Below are 18,278 nucleotides of genomic sequence, written 5' to 3'. Positions count from 1 at the left end.
AGAGTGAAAACAATGAAGATTATAACTCATAACTACTCTTTTTTAGTTTGTTTATATTTGTGTTATGCTTAAAAAAGCATTTGGCATTATATTCATTATCATAGCATTAATTATTTTAATAGCTGTTATTTATCAAGCACCTAAAGCAATCAATACTGCTTTTATTAGGATAGATAATCTTGACTTTCTTTTTGATAATTACATAACTTATCCAATTATTGCGTTAATAATTGCTTTTATAAGCATTCGTTTTTTACTCAAATTAGGAATTAAGTGGATTAAGAATTAGCTACTTTTCTATTTCATCACATCTAATAATGTTGAGATACATGATTATTAATTTTTCTCTAGCTTCATCCCTTATTTTAGGTTTAATTACAACATTTATATATTCGCCGTTTCTGCAACTACATCTATATTCAAATGCTTTTATATCTACTATTTTTGCATTTACTCTCCTTATAAAGAGTAATGAAATTCGTTACAGTTTATTTATTTCTATGTTGTTTCTTTGAATTATACAATAAGTAAGATACTAGTACCTAAAACACCTGAATAATAGTAGGGTGTTTTTCTTCTTATTATTACTACTTTAATAATTTTATATTTATCCATGTATGAGGTATTAATTCAATTTAAACCCAACATAATTACTCATTGGTGCTGTCAACCTCATTTTTGTAACTTTCATTAATTCTACTGTTTTTTTTAATATTTAATGTTCTTGTACAATACTTCGGCATAATTAATGTTTTACATTTTCTATATTTGAACTTTAAATTACAATAATGAAATATTTATTTATCGTATTAATAAGCTGTTTTTCGTTAACAATAAATGCGCAAAACAATGCTTTTCAAGCAGGAGAAAAACTAACATTTACAGCTGGCTACAAAATGTCTGGTTTAATGACAGATTTTGCTCAGGTAACAATGGAAACTAGTAATGTTAAAACTAAAACATCTACATTATTACGTCTTAAATGTAAAGCAACTTCTTATTCTAAATGGGATAGTTTTTTTAAAATTCGTGATTTATATGAAAGTTATGTAAACCCTAGAACTATCACACCATATTTATATAAAAGGGAAATAAATGAAGGTGGCCATTATAAGTTCATGAAATATAATTTCAATCCAAAAAATAATAGTGTAAAAAGCCAAAGAAAAAAGCGCCGTGGAGATGGAACTATATGGGAAGTTAATAAAAACTACAAAATTGGCAACTCTACAAAAGATATAGTATCTACTATTTATCACCTACGTAGTTTAGATATAAAGAAAGCACCTATTGGTTCTAGTGATTCTTTTAAAGTATTATTTGATAATGAAGAAAAAGCATTTACCTTCACTTTAGTTGGCAAAGAGACAATTAATACTGCTATAGGTAAAAAAGAATGCTATAAATTAAGAATAAGCTTAGTAGGAAATAATGTATTAAAAGGTAGTGGTAACTATCTTTGGTTAACTGCTGATGAAAATAAAATACCAGTATATGCTAAGTTTAAAGTAGCGATTGGTAGTGGTGAGTTAAAAATTAAAAGTGCAACAGGTTTAAAAAATTAAACTATTTATGAGAAAAACAGCTATAGTTTTAGGATTTATTTTTTCAATATTAGCAGTACTTTTGGCTGTATTACCGTTTTATAATTTTGCTTTTATCCCTGCGATTATTGCGCTTCTTTTAGGAATAATTGCGCTTTTAAAATCTAAAGCTGAAGGAGAAAAAAAACATACCATACAACTTATTTTTTTATTAACCATTATCGCTTTAGCTCTAGCAACCTATAAATCTATATATACAACAACCGAAGTTGGAGATACAGAACAATTAGAGCAACTTGAGGAAGATTCTCTAGAAGATTCAATAGACGAATTAGAAGATATAGAAATTTCTGAATAAGAAACGTATTCCATTTTTAGGCTAAATTATATATCTTTGACATTCAAAATCTTATGAATGAAATCCTTTATTATACTTAGTGTATTAGCACTTGTTGGTTCTTGTGCTGAAACAAAATATTCGAAAAAAATTGAAAATTTAGATAATGGAGTACAAATTACAGACAGTACTCTTGTTACAAAATATGCAAACACCATAACAGCCGAAGAATTAAAATCTAACCTATATATCTTTGCCTCTAAAGACTATGAAGGTAGAGCTGTAGGAAAGCCTGGTCAAATAAAAGCTGTAAATTTTCTTAAACACTTTTATGTAAAAGAAAATATAGCGCCAGCTATTAATGACTCTACATATTTTCAAACTATCCCTGCAAGTTTTTTACCAGAAGGCACTGGCGACTCACAAAATGTTTTGGCTTATATTAAAGGCTCAGAAAAACCTGAAGAAGTGTTAATTATTTCTGGCCACTTAGATCATATAGGCGTTGAAAATGAAGATATCTATTTTGGTGCAGATGATAATGGTTCTGGATCTATGGCCATTCTAGAAATCGCACAAGCATTTAAAATTGCAGAAAGAGAAGGTCATAGACCTAAAAGAAGCGTGCTTTTTATGCATTTAACTGCCGAAGAAATTGGCTTACAAGGTTCGTTATATTATACTCAAAATCCTATTTTTGATTTAAATAAGACTATCGCAAATTTAAATATAGATATGATAGGTCGTGTGGATGATAGACATAAAGACAATCCAAACTACATTTACATTATAGGTGCAGATCGTATTAGCAAAGAACTTAATTTTGTTTCAGAAAAAGCCAATAACAGTTTTACAAATTTAGAATTAGATTATAAATATAATGCTGAAGACGACAGTAATAATTATTACTACCGTAGTGATCACTACAATTTTGCAAAACAAAATATACCTGTTATTTTTTATTTTAATGGAGAACACCCAGATTATCATAAACCTACAGATACTCCAGATAAAATAAACTACTCCCTTTTAGAAAAACGTACAAAACTTATATTTGCCACAGCATGGCAATTGGCAAACAAAGACAAAATGCTTAAGCATAATGAGGACATATAACATGTTAAAACTGTTTTAAACATACAGTAATCCTTTTATTTTCTTGTACTTTTACAATTACTAACAACTTTTTAGTTTTTATGAAAAAAATAACAATCATTTTAGGTGCAGCTTTATTGCTCGCAGCCTGTGGCACATCTAATAATTCTACTACAAAAAAAAATAAAGTAGTTGCAAATGCATCTACTTATGCAAGTTCTATAACTTCTGCCGATTTAAAAACAGCACTTTACAAATATGCATCAGATGAATTTGAAGGTCGTGAAACTGGGAAACCTGGTCAAAAAATGGCTGTAAATTTCATAAAAGAACATTACATGAAGTATGGTGTTGCTGCTGCTAAAAGTGATGGTAATTATTTTCAAGAAGTACCATTAGAATTAATGTCTGCTCCTGGTATTTTAGTTGATGTAAATGGTGTTAAATACAAGCAAGTCGATGACATTATTTCTGTTGGAGCTGGTAAAACACAAGTTTTAAACACTAAAGAAATTATATATGCTGGCTTTGGTATAGATGATGAAAAATATTCAAGCTATACTAATATGGAAGATTTAACTGATAAGATTGTATTAATTAAATCTGGCGAACCAAAAAATGATGATGGTACTTATGCTATAACTGGAACAACCCAAAGTTCTAAATGGTCAGACTTTAGGCAAGCATATGCCTCTAAAAGAGATGCCGCTCAAAAACGTGGTGCTGCCGCTGTATTATTTTATTATCCTGAAGTATACCAAATGGCTGCCATGCGTTTTGGTACTTCTAGTGGACGAATGTCTTTAGCAGGTAATAGTGATGTTATGTACTATTTTATGGTAAATACCGATTTAGCAAAAAGCTTGGTTTCTGATATTGAAACTAATGAAAAAACAATGCCTGTAGCAACTAATATGAGCTTAGATTTTAAGAATAATTCTGAAGCTATAAGTTCTGAAAACGTAGCTGCAGTTATAAAAGGAAGCGAAAAACCTGATGAATATATTATTATTTCTGCGCACTTAGACCATGAAGGTATTAAAAATGGAGAAGTCTATAATGGTGCAGATGATGATGGCTCTGGAACTGTTGCCGTTTTAGAAATTGCCGAAGCTTTTGCAAAAGCTAAAAAAGACGGAAACGGCCCTAAACGTTCAATTGTATTTCTTAATGTTACTGGTGAAGAAAAAGGACTTTTAGGCTCTAGATATTATACAGATATTGATCCTATATTTCCATTAGCAAATACTGTAGCAGATTTAAATATAGACATGATTGGTCGAATAGATCCAAAACGTAAAAAAGAAACTAGAAACTACGTTTATTTAATTGGTAGCGATAAATTAAGTACAGAATTACATAACATTTCTGAAGCTGTAAATAAAAAGTACATGAATATTGATTTAGATTACACATTTAATGATGATAATGATCCAAATCGTTTTTACTACCGTAGTGATCATTATAATTTTGCAAAAAATAATATTCCAGTAATCTTTTATTTTAATGGTACGCATGATGATTACCACAGACCAGGAGATACTCCAGATAAAATCCAATACGATTTATTAGAAAATCGCACACGTTTAGTGTTTTATACTGCTTGGGAATTAGCTAATAGAGATGCAAGAATTGTAGTGGATAAAGCTGTAGAGTAAAGACATTAAGTATATTTATAAAATAAGAAAGGTCTAAGTCAATCTTGGACCTTTTTATTTTGTAGAAATAAAGAACCGTAAAACTAGTACAACAAAAAAAGCTTCTCATTTCTGAGAAGCTTTTTACTTTTGGGTGGAAGACCGGGTTCGAACCGGCGACTTTCGGTACCACAAACCGACGCTCTAACCAGCTGAGCTACAACCACCATTTGTGCGCATTTTTGTAATGCGTGTGCAAATGTAAATTAATTCCTTTTTACTACAAAGACTTTTAGTAATATTTTAAATATTTTTTATTGATATTTTTATTTCAAATCAAACAAACTGTCTACAGCAACATACCGTTCTACCGTAAATGCCTCAGCGTGATCTACTCCCACTAATCGTCCTAAGTCTCTTGCTCTGTAATCTATACTATCAATAAATGTTTTACTTGTAATTGGAGTTACTGGATCTTTACTATTAGGGTCATAAAATTGTGTCTTATATGCCTTAACAGAAGCCATTTTAACATCCATGTAACCAGAAACATCAACAACTAAATTGGGCTCTAAATTTTTCCACTGTACATAATGATACACTGTTTTTGGTCTCCATTTAGCTTGTGGTTCTCCATTAAGTTCTGTTTCAATTTTAAGTAACCCGCTTAAAAAGCAAGCATCACTAACCAATTTACTACCCTTTCCATGATCTATATGCCTATCATCTACCGCATTACAAATCACTATTTCAGGTTGATACTTACGTATCATTTTTATAATTTCTATTTGATGTGTTTTATCGTTAATAAAAAAACCATCAGCAAAAGCTAAATTTTCTCTTACTGCAACACCCAATATCTTTGCAGCATCTGCAGCTTCTTGATCTCTTGTTTCTGCGGTACCACGAGTTCCTAATTCTCCTCTGGTTAAATCTACTATTCCAACTTTTTTTCCTTGAGCTACAGCTTTTGCTACAGTAGCTCCAGCTCCTAATTCTACATCATCTGGATGCGCTCCAAAGGCTAATATATCTAACTTCATCTATTTTAGTTATTTTGTTTTGTCCATTTAGTTTGTTCTTTTTTATTCAAAAAAGTCCAAGCTACTACTCTACTCTTTTTATTCCCTTGATCCATTGCTATGGTATTAACTGTTGTTGCTCCTAATTTAGTTAAGGACTTATACATAGACTTAACATTATCTTTATTAGAAACTAAAGTTGTATACCAAAAACAAGAGTCTTTATGTAAAGAGCTTTCATACAAATAAGTATGCAAAAAAGCTTTTTCTCCTCCATTATACCAGAGTTCATGAGCTTCTCCTCCAAAATTTCTTATTGGTGAGTCTTTTAATTTACCCAAACCTTTCAGTTTGCTTGTAGTGACTGCTAATGCTTCTGCTTCATTTTTATAAAATGGTGGATTACACATAGTAACCGCAAATCTATTAGTCCCATTTAAAACACCTTCAAAAATATGTGATTTATCTTGCTGAAAATTTAGTTTTATACTACTCTCAAGCTTATTTTGATTTATTATCGCTTTAGCAAAAGCTATGCTTTTTTTATTACAATCTGTAGCTAAAAAATTCCAATTATACTCGGCATAACCCAATAAAGGATAAATACAATTTGCGCCTGTACCAATATCTAAAACGTTTATGTTATTATTAATATTTGAAGTCTTTAACAAATCGTTTATATGATGAATATAATCTACTCTTCCTGGAATAGGTGGACATAAATTATCGTCTGGAAATTCCCAAAAACTAATATTATAATATAACTTTAAAAGCGCTGTATTAAGTAATTTTACAGCTTTTGGATTCGCAAAATCAATAGTTTTATTTCCATATTGATTTGTTGAAACAAAAGGCTCTAATTTTGAAGTCACTTCAATTAGCTTTTCAAAATCATAACCTTTTTTATGTTTATTATTTTTATGCAATGTTATAATTGATTTACTGCTTGCTCAATATCTGCTTTTAAATCACTAGGTGCTTCTATTCCAACTGAAAATCTAATCAATCCATCACTAATACCTATAATATCTCTTTTTTCCTGACTTAACAAAGCATGTGAGGTTTTTGCAGGGTTTAAAACTGTACTTTCTAAACCTGCTAAACTCATAGAGGCTTTGATTAATTTTAAAGCTTTTTGAAATTTCACAGAATCTAAACCATCAACTAATTCAAAAGATAGCATGGCTCCAAACCCTTTCATTTGTTTTTTTGCTAATTCGTATTGCGGATGTGATTTTAATCCTGGATAGTATACTTTTTTTATAAATTTTTGAGCTTCTAACCATTTCGCCATTTTACGTGCATTTTTTGTTTGTTTTTTTACACGTAACCCCATAGTTTTCATACTACGTTCTAACATCCAAACGGTTAGATCGCTTAAACTACCTCCAAGGTTTTTAGAAACATTCCAAATCTTTTCCATATGTTCTTTAGAACCTGCTACTGCACCTGCACAAATATCACTATGTCCTCCAAAATACTTAGTTGCCGAGTGCATAATAAGGTCGATACCAAAATCTGCTGGATTTTGGTTTATTGGACTAGCAAAAGTATTATCTATACTTGTAACAATATTTTTAGATCTTGCTAATTTGGCTACTGCTTCAATATTTGTAATAGTAAGCAAAGGGTTTGATGGTGTTTCTATATGTATAAGCTTAGTATTTGGTTTAATAGCATTCTCAAAATCTTTAACATCATAGCCATCTGTAAACGTAAAATCTATATTCAATTTCGGGAATTCCTCTTGTATAAAATTACTAGTACCTCCATATAATGTATTTTGAACTACAATGTGATCGCCAGCCTTTAAAAAAGCTAAAAACATATGACTAATAGCAGCCATACCAGAGCCAAAAATCATAGCAGTTTCAGTGTGTTCTAAAGCAGCTACTTTTTTTGCTAAATACTCTTGATTTGGTGTATTAAAATAACGTGGATAACGCTTAACATCAACATCTAAAAACTCATACGAAGAAGCCAAATATATTGGAGATACTGCACCTTTAAACTGTTCGTCTTTTATCTCGCCTACATGGGCACAAATGGTATTTAAACCTAACTTTTTTTTGCTCATACTGTAAAGATAGAAAATATAGAGTTTGAAAAATAAGTAATTTAAAATTTAAACATTAACTGTTTTCCATTTCCCTTTTTTAAACCAAATAATACCAATAATAGCTATTAATACTTCTGCTAATGTAATGGCCCAAAAAACGCCAACTGGTCCAAAATCAAATGTAATAGCAGCTAGATATGCAAATGGCAATTGGAACATCCAAAAACAAATAAAATTAATATATGTTGGTGTTTTTGTATCTCCCGCTCCATTAAATGATTGTATTACGGTCATACCATAACCATAGAAAATATAACCTGCAGCTATAATACGTAAACATAAACTACCGTATTTAACAACACTTGGAGTACTATTAAACAGCCCTACAATTTGAGGTGCAAATACTAAATAAATTACAGATACCAATCCCATAAACCAAGCATTATACTTTCCGGTTTTCCATACAGAAGCTTCTGCTCTATCTGGTTTTTTAGCACCTAAGTTTTGTCCCACTAATGTTGCTGCGGCATTACTCATACCCCAAGCTGGCATTATAGTAAACATCATTACGCGAATAGCGATAGTATAACCTGCTAAAACTTCGCTTCCAAATTCACTCATAATTCGCATTAAAAAAACCCAACTAGATGTACCTATTAAAAACTGTCCTATTCCTCCTAGGGATACCTTAACAAGGTTTAACATTACACCAATTCTTAATACTAAATCTTTAACTTTTATCTTTATTTTACTGTAGCCGTAAAATAAAACGAATAACTGAAAGACAACAGCAGTACCACGACCAATAGTAGTTGCTATTGCTGCACCTTCAACACCATAAGCTGGAATTGGTCCAAAACCAAAAATAAACATTGGATCTAATATAATATTAAGACCATTAGATAATATAAGCGTCCACATCGCTATAGATGCATTTCCTGCACCTCTAAATACTGCATTAATTAAAAAGAGTAACATAATTGTAATGTTTCCTCCCAGTAATATTTTAGTATAGCCATAACCTTCAGCTATAAGATCTGGTTCTGCTCCCATTATTTTTAAAATTTCTTTAGGATATAGTATACCAATAACACTAATTATTACAGCTATTAAAACACCTAGAAACAAAACTTGAACAGTGGCTTGCGATGCGCCTTTTAAGTCTTTTTCACCAACTCGTCTTGCTACAACAGCAGTTGCAGCCATACTTAAACCAATAGCAACAGCATACACTAAAGTAATTACAGACTCAGTTAAACCTATTGTTGCTACTGCATTAACACTTACTTGTGATACATAAAGAATATCTACTATTGCAAAAATAGACTCCATTAGCATCTCTAAAATCATAGGAATGGAAAGCATAAAAACGGCTCGTCTTATGCTACCAGAAGTAAATTCTTGTTCTTTACCTGATAAGGCTATTTTAAAATATTGAAAAAATTGTTTTATGGAAATTGTATTTGATTGCATTTTAATTATGTTTAATAGATAAGACATTGTTAATCATAATAAAATGACTAACACTCTATAGTCGAACAAGTTTCGACAGGACGAAAAACATATATTAAACAATCATAAGTAACAAATATGGCTAAATATTTTGAAACTAACAATTAAATAATGTAAAGAATAAATAAACCTATTTACTATTTTTTATAAAATTTAGCATATTTCAGGTAAGCAAAAAAGCCTAATACAGCAACAATTACAACTGCTATTCCTATAAATTTTAAACTTACAATTTGGTCTCCACTTGCATAAGAATGTAAGCCAGCAAGATAAAAGTTAACTCCAAAGTAAGTCATCATAATACTTGCAAAGGCTACAATAGACATTAAATTAAAAAACCATCTACCACGTAATCCTGGTACTAATCGCATGTGTATAACAAAAGCATAAACCATAATACTAATTAATGCCCAAGTTTCTTTTGGATCCCAACCCCAGTAGCGTCCCCAGCTTTCATTTGCCCACATACCGCCAAGAAAGTTACCAATAGTTAACATGACTAAACCAACAGTTAATGCCATTTCATTAATTATAGTTAACTCCTTAATATTTAAGAGCATTTTTTCTTTGTTCTTTTCATTGGTTAAGATCATTAATAATAATACAACAACCCCTAATATCATTCCTAAAGTAAATGGGCCATAACTGGCTACAATTACTGCTACGTGAATCATTAACCAATAGCTATCTAAAACAGGTTGCAAATTAGCAATAGCTGGATCCATCCAATTCCAATGCGCAATCATTAATATCATAGATGTTACAAAAGCCGCAGCTGCTATAGTTAAATCTGATGTTTTTCGATAAAACGTGTATGTAAACATGCTTAAAATCGCACGCAATACTTTATTTTTTATAGGCGATTTTTTTGCTGCTCCCATTAATAATCCAAACAACATTGTTGCCCAAGCTACATAAATCATAGATTCATAAGCATCACTCCAAGGTGCATGTCCTGAAATATACCATCGTGCAATTAAACCTAGTGTGTGCAATACAAATAAACCAATTATAACACCTTTAAATACTGTTACTATTGTATTAATTAGTTTGCTTTTATCCTTAAATATTTGAACTATTAAAACAATAAATAGCAATGTGCCAGCATACATATACCAACTATATAACTTCTTAAAAATATCGTATTTATTATAACGAATTTCTGCTTTAATTTTGTCATCACTAAGCATGACTTCGCTTCCTATAGCTTTTTGGTTTTTCTTAAATGCTGCTAAAAGTTTATTAGCTTCGGTATAATCTCCGTTTTGTTTTGCTGCATTTAGCCTATATAAATAAACATCAAAACTACCATTAATAAATCCTGCATAGATAGAATCTTCTATCTTATCATTATATCCATCTTTTCTAAATTCATCATCAGAAATCCATTTATTATTTTCATCATTAGGTACAGGGAAAATTCTTAAAGATTTTCCTTGAATTGTATTATATAGTAAGTTTACACGAGAGTCCGTTTCTTTAAATTCTTTTTGAAAACCACTAGGTATTTGTGCTTTGTATGCTTCCTCTAAATATGGTTCTAACTTATAATCACCTCTATTAGTAAAAAAATGAGCTAGCGTAGCATATTTTTCAGTTTTTTCTAAGCCAATAATCTTACGTATAGAATCTCCCTTTTTAGGTTTTAAATAAATAATAGGGACATTATACCATAATAACGGACTTTCTTGAATGGATAAAAATACTTGATCTGCAGTAAAGGTTTCATATGTATCACTTTTACTTAACTTTCTTAGAAACTCTGAAGCATAAGTATTTAAAGGCATCATTCTTCCTCCAATATCTTGAATTACTAAGTTTCCAAAATTCTCAGCTTCATGTTTAGGAACAACATTTGCTTTTAAAATAGAATCTACTTGAATTTTATTTTCAGCAAAAGAAAATACTTGCTCTTCTTTTATATTTACTTGCTGTTCTTGCGTTTTGGTATGCTCACTATGATCATGACCATCGTGCTCATTATGCTCTTCAACTTGAGCAAAAGCCGATATAGAAAAACATAAAACCAAAAGCATTGTTAGCTTGCTTTTTTTATTTTTCACTTTCTCTAAAGCTTTTTTCAAATCGGCAAAACGTGTATTCTTATCAAATAAAATGGCCATTAATCCAAAATATAAAAGAAAATACCCTAAATAAGTAAACCAAGTTCCCCATCGATCATGATTTACAGAAAGAATGGTCCGTTTTTCATTATTATCGAAACCAGATTGAAAGAAACGATAGCCTCTATGATCTAATACATGGTTCATGTATATTTTATAATCAAAATCACCTTTCTCTTCATCTTTTACCGTAATGGCACTAGAAAAAGCAGAATATACATTTGTTGTTCCTGGTCTTTTATCTGCGACAAAGTCATTTAGCTTAACACTAAAAGGTAGATCTAATACTTTAGAACCAAATTTTAAATCGAAAACTAAACCGCCAACATTAACTTGCTTCCATTTATTATTTGTACCAATTCCGCCTAATAAATTTACTTTTTTTGTTTCTCCATTTGCAGTAACATTAACTACAATACCATCTTCATCACTTTTAAGTAGTTTAGATTTTTTTACTACATCAAAATGCCCTTTTATAACTGGTTTAGGAAAAACCATTTGCATTTTACCAATAACATAACGAGATCTTAACATTAATGGTTGTAAGCTATCTTTCGCTAACTTACCTTGTGCCATCGTTGCCATTGTTAAAAATTCACCTTCAAAAGGTGATTTAATATTTAAAGAATCTCCTGCATAAGTAATATTTATGGCTCCTTCAGTTGGTTTATTTAAAGCAATTAATACATTATGAATGTTTTGTATTTCTCCTACTTTTAAATAATGATTATGTGGTGTTCCATCTCCAGCTTCTACAATTTTAAGATATTCTTCACCAGTATCATCTGGAATAATATCTTCTTCTGCATTAGAAATAAATTTATCTAATGTGATGCTAATTGGTGTATCACCATATTTAGAATTAATATTTAATTTATTATTTAGTCTTTCAGAAAAATCAACAGTTTCTTCAATTCGTAGACGCTGCGGCACACCTCCAATTTTATAATCTCCATTAACTAAAACAGATAAATATGTTTTTTCGGAAAGGAATGTATTTTCTGTTTCCCCTTCAAAAATTGGCATTTTACCTTCATAACCAATATACCTTGTAATAAAGGCACCGAATAGAATGAAAATAAAAGCTAAGTGTAATGTTAATGTTGCCCATTTTGCTTTTTTATACAATCTGAATCTAAAAATGTTACCAACAAAATTGATAACAAAAAATACCATAATGGCTTCAAACCAAATAGTATTATATATCCAATATCGAGAATAAGGCGTTGGAGATGTTTCCATGTGCCTATCCATAAAAGTACCAATACCCATGGCTAGCGCGAAAGCAAAAAATAGAAAAGCGGTTAAACGTGTAGAGAAGAGAAATTTTGCGAGTTTATTTTGCATAATATCAAGGCTATTTTAGCTCGTGCAAAGATAAGCCTTTTTGTTTGTTTTTTTAAACTGTATCGTGCGTAATTAATTGTTAAAGTTCTATTCGCTTTTTTGTCTAGCTTCAAAAATTTTTAAATACATAAAAGTTCCCATTTTTCGAGCGCGTCGTTTAGCATTTTCTGCAACTTCGCCATGAAATAATTCATCAATGGTTTGTAACCAATAATTTAACCAAATGCCAAAGTGTAGTTCTGTAATACTATTATTGTTTTCTTTATCTACAGTAACATGAACGTCTAAAGGATTCCCTTTATATTTTTTCTCTAATCTTCTAGTCATAAACAAACTAGTTTCCCAAAACGTTGTTAAGTGCTCTAAATGCGCATCCCAATCTTTAATTTTATTATTAAAAAAAGGTCCTAGAACGTCATCATGCCTCACTTTTTTATAAAAAGTAGAGACAAGGTTATATACATTGTCTCTATTCTCAATATCTTTTTTTTGTTTTATCATCTGTACTATTATAGATTAATGATAATCAATAATATATTAATTAACATAGACAAAACTAACATATTAAACACCAATTTATAACCTAATTGCGCTAAAACAGATGCATTATAAGCCATAGAGACTATAACACATAGTGTTAATTGAAAAAAAGGAAACGCATCTACAGCACTGGTTTGCAAAATATACATAGCAGCAATAGAACCTATACAACTTTGAAGAATGATACTTAGTGGTATATATATCATAAAGTTTACTTTAAAATCTGATAGCATATAATTATAATATTTCATAATGTGTGGTGTTTAAATTAACACTACAAATTTCTATATCATATCTTTGTTATTTTATGATTGAAATCATAATACTATGATAGCTCCAGATATTTTACTACGTTATAAAGCAACTTTAAAATCTTTTAGTAAAGACCGAGTTATTTTTAATGAATTAGATACGCCTCAATTTTACTTTCAAATAAAAACGGGAAAAGTAAAAATGTACAATATAACTGAAGACGGTAAAGAGTTTGTACAGGGTTTCTTTGAAGATGGCAAGTCTTTTGGAGAACCGCCATTATTTGTCGATTCTAAATATCCTGCTTCTGCAGCTGCAATGGATAACACTGAAGTTTACATACTTCCAAAAACTATTTTTTTAGACCTTTTAAAAGAGAATCCAGAGATTCATCTAAATATAACTAAGTTACTTTGTGAACGTATGGTTTATAAAGCAACAATAATAAAAGAGGTTTCTATTTATCCACCAGAGCATCGTATTCTAACACTATTAAATTACCTAAAAACGGCTTCAAATACAGATAAAAAATCACTATATGAAGTGACACTAACTAGACAACAACTTTCTGAACTTACAGGACTTAGAGTAGAAACTGTTATTAGAAGTGTGAAAAAATTAGAAAAGTCCAATAAATTATCGATCTCTGAAAGAAAAATTTATCTGTAATTAACTACTTTAGCGCTATGATTTCAGTAGTACTTTTAGGCGCAGGAAATGTTGCCTCTCATTTATATAAAGCATTTCAAAATGCTAAAGACGTTGATGTAAAACAATGGTATAATCGTAACATTAAAGCTATTGATAGCTATAAAAATGATGTCGACATTACTGATGATTTATCCAGTTTAGTAGAAGCAGATATATACATTTTAGCGGTTAGTGATGATGCTATAGAAGATTTATCTAAGCAATTACCGTTTGAAAATCGATTAGTAGTACACACTTCTGGAAGCACTAGTTTGTATGCTGTAGATATGAAACAGAAACGTGGTGTATTTTATCCATTACAAACATTTTCTAAAGATGCAGAAGTTGATTTTACAGAAGTACCATTATGTGTTGAAGCGTTAAAAAAAGAAGATTTACCGTTATTAAAATCTTTAGCTAAAGCTATTGGTTGTAAAAGTCACAAAGTAAATAGTGATCAAAGGCAAGGCTTACACTTAGCAGCCGTATTTGTAAATAATTTTACAAACCAATTATACAGAATAGCTCACGAAATTACAGAAGCAAATGGTGCAGAATTCGACATTTTAAAACCTTTAATTAAGGAAACAGCTAATAAAATAGAAACACTTTCTCCTTATATGGCTCAAACTGGACCAGCTAAGCGTAATGATAAAAAAACCATTCGCAGGCATATTAAGCAATTAGAAAGTGACCACCATAAAGCTATTTACGATTTACTAACAAAATCTATACAAAAAACTCATGGCAGACGATAAAAGCTATAAAGAATACTTAAGCAACATTAATACTTTTATTTTTGATGTTGATGGTGTTTTAACCGACGGTTCATTAACTATTACCTCGACTGGGGAGATGTTAAGAACCATGAATGTTAAAGACGGTTATGCCATGAAACAAGCTTTAAATAAAGGCTATAACTTGTGTATTATTTCTGGTGGAACAAATGAAGGTGTTCGCAATAGATTGAAAAATTTAGGTGTTGAAGATGTTTTTTTGGGAGCCCATAATAAAATTGAACAATTTAAAGAGTATACAAAAGCTAAAAAGGTAACTCCTGAAAATGTATTATATATGGGAGATGATATTCCAGATATTCCAGTTATGAAACGCGTTGGTTTAGCTACTTGCCCACAAGATGCTGTGCATGAAGTAAAAGCTATATCTCATTATATTTCACATAAAAATGGCGGTAAAGGTTGCGTTCGTGATGTTATTGAACAAGTATTAAAAGTGCGCGGTGATTGGGATGGCTTTTTTGATGCTTCATTGTAACATAGCACTATTCCTTTAGTCTTATTTGTAATTAATTCAATTACAATGAAAAGACCAAAAAGAAGACACAATACAAGTTTTAGTTATACTGGAGCAGGGAATAAAGCATCTGTTTTTAATAGGAAACCTAGAGCAGTTTTTTCTGAAAGTAAAAATAAGTTAAACAATAAAAGCCTATCTAAATATAAATTAGAATTTAACAATAAGAGTTTATCTAAAATAGAAAGAAAATATATTAAAGATAAAATACGTTCAGAAAATAGAAAGAAAAACATAACAGTAATAATTTTTTCTTTTTTACTTTTAATTCCAATTATTTTGGTCTTACAAGCTATAATTGAAGGCGCATTATCAAACTTAAAATTTTAAATCATTGAATATACTAAACCTCATTCGTTGGAAAAACCTAATCATGATTGCCGGAGTGCAACTTCTAATTAAGTATGCTTTATTTCCTGCATTTGCAATAGATATTACACTAAACGGACTAGGCTTTGCTATTTTAGTGTTCTCGACCCTATTTATTGCTGCTGGTGGTTATATAATAAATGATATTTATGATATAGAAACGGATGCTGTTAATAAACCCACTAAGGTAATTGTAGGCAAACATATAAGCGAAGATATAGCAAACAAACTTTATATTTTATTTACAGTAATTGGAGTTGGTTTAGGGTTTTATTTATCTAACTCGGTTGGTAGACCTCCTTTTTTTATTGTCTTTATTACTATTTCTGGTTTACTTTATATTTATGCTTCTTACCTAAAGCAAATAGCTGTTGTTGGAAATATTGTAGTCTCTGGAGCAGTAGCTTTAAGTCTTTTAATTGTTGGTATTTTCGAATTAATTCCTGCAATTACTACTACCAATCAAGTAGACCAATCAAGTATGTTTGAAATACTAACAGATTTTTCAATTTTAGCATTTCTAATTAATTTTATTCGCGAAATCGTTAAAGATATTCAAGATGTTGATGGCGATCATAAAGCAGGAATGCAAACTTTACCTATTATCTTTGGAAAAACACGAACGGCAAAAATAGCTTTTGGTTTAACTTGTTTTACCATTTTAATAATTGCTTATTATGTAGGCACATTTGTATACATGCATATGTTAGCTATTCTTTATTTCTTAATATTTGTTATTGCTCCACTAATCTATATTGCTATAAAATTATTTACTGCAGAGAAAAAACAAGAGTTTAAACATATTAGTTTAATGCTTAAAATAGTTATGTTTACAGGAATGTTATCAATGGCTTTATATTATTTTATTCTATAGATTATGCTAAACGAAAAACTTAAAAACTTTAATATTATTCTTGCTTCTGGTTCCCCAAGGCGCCAACAATTTTTTAAAGATTTAGGTTTAGATTTCGAAATACGCTTAAAAGAAGTTAAAGAAGAATACCCACCAGCTTTACGTCATTTTGAAATAACAGATTATCTCGCACAATTAAAATCAATGCCTTTTTTAAATGAATTAACAGAAAAAGACATTCTTGTAACAAGCGACACTATAGTTTGGCATGAAGAGACTTGTTTAGGTAAACCTAGAGATAAACAAGATGCTTTTAATATGATTCAGTCATTAAGCGGTAAAACCCATGAAGTTATTACTTCGGTATGTATACGAACTAAAACCTATCAAAAAACAGTAAGCGCAGTAACCAAAGTTACTTTTAAAGATTTAAATACTGATGAAATTTGGTATTATATAAATAATTATTCTCCTTTAGATAAGGCTGGCGCATATGGCATACAAGAATGGTTTGGTTTTATCGCTGTTACAAAACTTGAAGGAAGTTATTTTAATGTTATGGGCTTACCAACTCATCTTGTTTACGAAACGTTAAACTCCATTGCTGAAGGCATTTAGAATCGTATTTTTATATAAAATCTAATACGATGAAAAAGATATTTAAAGCCGAATTAATCTTTTGGGGAATTATTGGTCTCTTATGCATTTTAGGCTCATGTAAACATACAGAAGACAAAACACTTGCTATAGCAAAACCAGAAACCGAAACAAAAGCACTAGTAAAAACTGAAGCTTTTAAACCTACAAAACAATTTAATGAGTATTGGTATGCTGGAGAAGCAGAAATTTCATCGTATAAACTTGAGCAATCACGTTATGGAGAAACTAGAAATGGTACGGCCGTTTTAGTATATGTTACTGAACCATTTTTAACAAAAGCACAAGTAAAAGCAGATTACAATAATCCATCTAATATTAATGTTTTAAAATTAAATGCTACTAAAAAATTTAACACAGGTATTTATCCGTATTCTATTATGCAAAGTACGTTTTACCCAATAGCAAATAACCAACATGCTATTAAGACGAGTTGTTCTGTTCAAGAATGGTGTGGCCATGCCTATACACAACTAAATAATAGAGACCAATTTGAAGTTAATTCTCACTCTTATTTTGAAGGTGAAGCCGATAAAAATTTTAATTTAAACAAAGCCATTTTAGAAAATGAATTATGGACACAATTACGTATAGCTCCTAAAAGTCTACCTACAGGAGAACTAGAAATTATTCCTGCTTTAGAACTTGTGCGTTTAAAACACAAACCCCTTAAAGCATATAATGCAATTGCAGAATTAAAAGACGGTAATTATACGCTTAGATTTCCAGATTTAAAACGAACGTTAAGTATTAATTTTAATACAAACTTTCCTTATGACATTACAAGTTGGGAAGAAACTATAGATGGTAAAACGACTAAAGCAACAAAGTTAAAAACTATTAAATCTGCTTATTGGAATAAAAATAGTAATAAAGATGAAATTTTACGTAAAACACTTCAGTTAGAATAACTTCTGTACTATATTT

General features: G+C 30.2%; 18 protein-coding genes and 1 tRNA gene. 11 read left to right on the top strand and 8 right to left on the bottom strand.

Translation table 11 applies throughout. The features are described 5' to 3' along the window. Window positions 1-788: 788 nt before the first annotated feature. The 4 genes from Q0997_RS16825 to Q0997_RS16810 all read left to right on the top strand — a co-directional run bounded on the left by Q0997_RS16825 (window position 789) and on the right by Q0997_RS16810 (window position 4,634). Window positions 789-1,565 (top strand): DUF3108 domain-containing protein, encoded by a 777-nt coding sequence (locus Q0997_RS16825; RefSeq protein WP_299890894.1) that lies wholly within the window; start codon window positions 789-791, stop codon window positions 1,563-1,565. 7 nt (window positions 1,566-1,572) lie between these two features. After that, window positions 1,573-1,902: an FUSC family protein gene (locus tag Q0997_RS16820; protein WP_299890893.1), complete on the top strand. Its 330-nt coding sequence runs from the start codon at window positions 1,573-1,575 to the stop codon at window positions 1,900-1,902. 57 nt (window positions 1,903-1,959) lie between these two features. Next, window positions 1,960-2,997 carry a M28 family peptidase gene (locus Q0997_RS16815; RefSeq protein ID WP_299890891.1) on the top strand — a complete coding sequence of 346 codons (1,038 nt, stop codon included), beginning with the start codon at window positions 1,960-1,962 and terminating at the stop codon, window positions 2,995-2,997. An 80-nt stretch (window positions 2,998-3,077) separates the two neighbouring features. Next, the gene (locus Q0997_RS16810; protein ID WP_299890889.1) at window positions 3,078-4,634 is read left to right on the top strand and encodes a M28 family metallopeptidase; all 1,557 of its coding nucleotides are present in this window, start codon (window positions 3,078-3,080) and stop codon (window positions 4,632-4,634) included. Window positions 4,635-4,765: 131 nt separating this feature from the next. On the opposite strand, the gene Q0997_RS16805 is transcribed toward Q0997_RS16810, so the two are convergent. The 8 genes from Q0997_RS16805 to Q0997_RS16770 all read right to left on the bottom strand — a co-directional run bounded on the left by Q0997_RS16805 (window position 4,766) and on the right by Q0997_RS16770 (window position 13,467). Beyond that, a tRNA-His gene (locus Q0997_RS16805) sits at window positions 4,766-4,841 on the bottom strand. Between the two features lie 98 nt (window positions 4,842-4,939). After that, complete coding sequence (gene bshB1 / locus Q0997_RS16800) at window positions 4,940-5,656, bottom strand: bacillithiol biosynthesis deacetylase BshB1 (protein ID WP_299890887.1); 717 nt, start codon at window positions 5,654-5,656, stop codon at window positions 4,940-4,942. A 5-nt stretch (window positions 5,657-5,661) separates the two neighbouring features. Beyond that, the gene (gene rlmF / locus Q0997_RS16795) at window positions 5,662-6,561 is read right to left on the bottom strand and encodes a 23S rRNA (adenine(1618)-N(6))-methyltransferase RlmF (protein WP_299890885.1); all 900 of its coding nucleotides are present in this window, start codon (window positions 6,559-6,561) and stop codon (window positions 5,662-5,664) included. A 2-nt stretch (window positions 6,562-6,563) separates the two neighbouring features. Then, window positions 6,564-7,712 carry a PLP-dependent aspartate aminotransferase family protein gene (locus Q0997_RS16790; protein WP_299890883.1) on the bottom strand — a complete coding sequence of 383 codons (1,149 nt, stop codon included), beginning with the start codon at window positions 7,710-7,712 and terminating at the stop codon, window positions 6,564-6,566. 48 nt (window positions 7,713-7,760) lie between these two features. Then, window positions 7,761-9,167: an MATE family efflux transporter gene (locus tag Q0997_RS16785; protein ID WP_299890881.1), complete on the bottom strand. Its 1,407-nt coding sequence runs from the start codon at window positions 9,165-9,167 to the stop codon at window positions 7,761-7,763. A 176-nt stretch (window positions 9,168-9,343) separates the two neighbouring features. Further along, window positions 9,344-12,676 (bottom strand): cytochrome c biogenesis protein, encoded by a 3,333-nt coding sequence (gene ccsA, locus Q0997_RS16780; protein WP_299890879.1) that lies wholly within the window; start codon window positions 12,674-12,676, stop codon window positions 9,344-9,346. Between the two features lie 87 nt (window positions 12,677-12,763). Then, complete coding sequence (locus Q0997_RS16775) at window positions 12,764-13,177, bottom strand: group III truncated hemoglobin (protein WP_299890877.1); 414 nt, start codon at window positions 13,175-13,177, stop codon at window positions 12,764-12,766. An 8-nt stretch (window positions 13,178-13,185) separates the two neighbouring features. Next, window positions 13,186-13,467, bottom strand: coding sequence for a hypothetical protein (locus Q0997_RS16770; protein ID WP_299890875.1), 282 nt, complete (start codon window positions 13,465-13,467; stop codon window positions 13,186-13,188). A gap of 76 nt (window positions 13,468-13,543) precedes the next feature. On the opposite strand from Q0997_RS16770, the gene Q0997_RS16765 reads away from it, so the two are divergent. The 7 genes from Q0997_RS16765 to Q0997_RS16735 are packed head-to-tail and all read left to right on the top strand — an operon-like array spanning window position 13,544 to window position 18,262. Beyond that, complete coding sequence (locus Q0997_RS16765) at window positions 13,544-14,137, top strand: Crp/Fnr family transcriptional regulator (protein WP_299890873.1); 594 nt, start codon at window positions 13,544-13,546, stop codon at window positions 14,135-14,137. Window positions 14,138-14,154: 17 nt separating this feature from the next. Continuing rightward, on the top strand, window positions 14,155-14,916 hold the full coding sequence (locus Q0997_RS16760) for a Rossmann-like and DUF2520 domain-containing protein (RefSeq protein WP_299890871.1): 762 nt from the start codon (window positions 14,155-14,157) through the stop codon (window positions 14,914-14,916). Next, a complete protein-coding gene (locus tag Q0997_RS16755) occupies window positions 14,903-15,433 on the top strand; it encodes an HAD family hydrolase (RefSeq protein WP_299890869.1) in 531 nt (176 codons plus the stop codon). The genes Q0997_RS16760 and Q0997_RS16755 overlap by 14 nt, the downstream gene beginning before the upstream one ends. Before the next feature lie 45 nt (window positions 15,434-15,478). After that, on the top strand, window positions 15,479-15,802 hold the full coding sequence (locus tag Q0997_RS16750) for a hypothetical protein (protein WP_299890867.1): 324 nt from the start codon (window positions 15,479-15,481) through the stop codon (window positions 15,800-15,802). A 4-nt stretch (window positions 15,803-15,806) separates the two neighbouring features. Further along, complete coding sequence (locus Q0997_RS16745; RefSeq protein ID WP_299890865.1) at window positions 15,807-16,715, top strand: geranylgeranylglycerol-phosphate geranylgeranyltransferase; 909 nt, start codon at window positions 15,807-15,809, stop codon at window positions 16,713-16,715. 3 nt (window positions 16,716-16,718) lie between these two features. Then, window positions 16,719-17,312, top strand: a complete 594-nt coding sequence (locus tag Q0997_RS16740; protein WP_299890863.1) for a Maf-like protein — start codon at window positions 16,719-16,721, stop codon at window positions 17,310-17,312. A 29-nt stretch (window positions 17,313-17,341) separates the two neighbouring features. Continuing rightward, the gene (locus tag Q0997_RS16735) at window positions 17,342-18,262 is read left to right on the top strand and encodes a septum formation inhibitor Maf (protein WP_299890861.1); all 921 of its coding nucleotides are present in this window, start codon (window positions 17,342-17,344) and stop codon (window positions 18,260-18,262) included. Window positions 18,263-18,278 lie beyond the last annotated feature (16 nt).

The organism is uncultured Lacinutrix sp. (assembly GCF_947500325.1).
Taxonomy (GTDB): Bacteria; Bacteroidota; Bacteroidia; order Flavobacteriales; family Flavobacteriaceae; genus Lacinutrix.
Note: the sequence above shows the minus strand (reverse complement) of the source record. Positions and strands in the feature narration are given on the sequence as shown.